The organism is Bradyrhizobium sp., from assembly GCF_049581145.1.
GTDB lineage: Bacteria > Pseudomonadota > Alphaproteobacteria > Rhizobiales > Xanthobacteraceae > Bradyrhizobium.
This window is the reverse complement of record NZ_JBAURI010000438.1, coordinates 1-1,973: the sequence shown is the minus strand read 5'-3', so window position 1 is coordinate 1,973 and position 1,973 is coordinate 1. Positions and strand designations below refer to the sequence as shown.

The following is a 1,973-nucleotide window of genomic DNA, read 5'->3' as shown; positions in this document are numbered from 1 at the left end:
GATATTGCCGGCGCCGATCAGGCCCAGCACCTTGCCGGTGATTTCCACGCCCATGAAACGGTTCTTTTCCCACTTGCCGGCCTGGGTCGAGGCATTGGCGGCCGGCAATTCGCGCGCCAGCGCCAGCATCAGCGAAATGGCGTGCTCGGCGGTGGTGATCGAATTGCCGAACGGCGTATTCATCACGATGATGCCTTTGGCGGTGGCGGCGGGGATCTCGACATTGTCGACGCCGATGCCGGCGCGGCCGATCACCTTCAGCCGCTTGGCCTTCTCGATGATCTTGGCGGTCGCCTTGGTCGCCGAGCGGATCGCAAGGCCGTCATAGTCGCCGATGATCTCGGCGAGCTTGTCCTTGTCCTTGCCGAGATTGGGCTGGAAGTCGACATCCACGCCGCGATCCCTGAAAATCTGTACGGCGGCGGGTGAGAGCGCATCTGAGATGAGAACTTTGGGTTTGGTCATTGAAACGGTTCCATTGCTGGACGGTGCATTTGCTATCGTCACCCCGGGGCCGCTGAGCACATCTTCGCGCTCGAGAGCCGCGGGCTCTACTATGTTGAGCAATGGCCGAGCCACGCCCGGCCATGACGATGATGGGATGAACGAACTTACGCGGCCTTCGGCAACGCGGCCTTTGCTTCGGCGAACGCCCAGTCGATCCACTGCGTCAACAGCGCGACGTCGCTGGCCTCGACGGTGGCGCCGCACCAGATGCGAAGACCCGCGGGCGCATCGCGATAATGTGCGAAGTCGAATCCGGCGTTCTCCTTCTCGACCATCGCGACCAGCTTCTTGGCGAAGTCGGCCTGCGCGTCCGGTGTCAGCGAGGTGATCGCGGGATCCACCACCTTCAGGCAGACCGAGGTGTTGGAGCGGATCGACGAATCCCTGGCGAGGAAATCGATCCACGGCGTCTTCGCCTTCCAGTCGGCGAGCACCTTGGTGTTGGCATCGGCGCGTGCGATCAGGGCTTTCAGACCGCCGATCGACTTGCCCCAGTTCAAGGCATCGAGATAATCCTCGAGGCAGAGCATCGAAGGCGTGTTGATGGTCTCGCCCTCGAAGATGCCGGCATTGAGCTTGCCGCCCTTGGTCATGCGGAAGACCTTCGGCAGCGGCCAGGCGGGCTTGTAGGTCTCGAGCCGCTCGACGGCGCGGGGCGAGAGCACCAGCATGCCGTGCGCGGCCTCGCCGCCCAGCGCCTTCTGCCAGGAGAACGTCACCACATCGAGCTTGGCCCAGTCGAGTTGCTGCGCGAACGCCGCCGAGGTCGCGTCGCAGATCGCCAGACCCTCGCGCTTTGCGCTGATCCAGTCGGCGTTCGGCACGCGCACGCCCGAGGTGGTGCCGTTCCAGGTGAAGACGATGTCGGTTGCGGGATCGACCTTGGCGAGATCGGGAATGTCGCCGTAGCCGGCCTGCAGCTTGGTGACGTCCTTGAGTTTCAGTTCCTTGACGATGTCGCCGACCCAGCCTTCGCCGAAGGATTCCCAGGCCAGCGTCGTGACGGGCCGCGCGCCGAGCAGCGACCATAGCGCCATCTCGACCGCGCCGGTGTCCGACGCCGGCACGATGCCGATCTTGTAATCGGCCGGCACTTCAAGCACCTCGCGTGTCAACTCGATCGCGAGCTTGAGCTTCGCTTTGCCGATCTTCGCACGATGCGAGCGGCCGAGGGCGGCGTCCTTGAGATTTTGGGCGTTCCAGCCGGGGCGCTTGGCACAGGGGCCGGAGGAAAAATGCGGCACGACCGGCCGCTGAGCGGGCTTCGCTATCGTCATGATCTATCCGTCCAGATAGTAAGCCTCCCGTTGGGGGGAGGTGTCCCGCCGCGGTGCATAAGGGAATCGTCCGAAACCGTCAAGGAACTTTGGAGGGATCAGGCATGACCCTGGGGATCAGGTATGACCCTGGGGATCAGGTATGACCGCGGGATCACAAGCGTGACCCGGGGGATCACAAGCGTGACC

The 1,973-nt window shown here is 63.6% G+C and carries 2 protein-coding genes; both read right to left on the bottom strand.

All coding sequences use genetic code 11. The features are described from left to right. Window positions 1–465, bottom strand: a 465-nt coding sequence (locus WCB02_RS14225; protein ID WP_423958856.1) for an NAD(P)-dependent oxidoreductase, incomplete at its 3' end; no start/stop codon positions are given. Window positions 466–611: 146 nt separating this feature from the next. Beyond that, on the bottom strand, window positions 612–1,784 hold the full coding sequence (locus WCB02_RS14220; RefSeq protein ID WP_423958855.1) for a phosphoserine transaminase: 1,173 nt from the start codon (window positions 1,782–1,784) through the stop codon (window positions 612–614). Window positions 1,785–1,973: the final 189 nt, after the last annotated feature.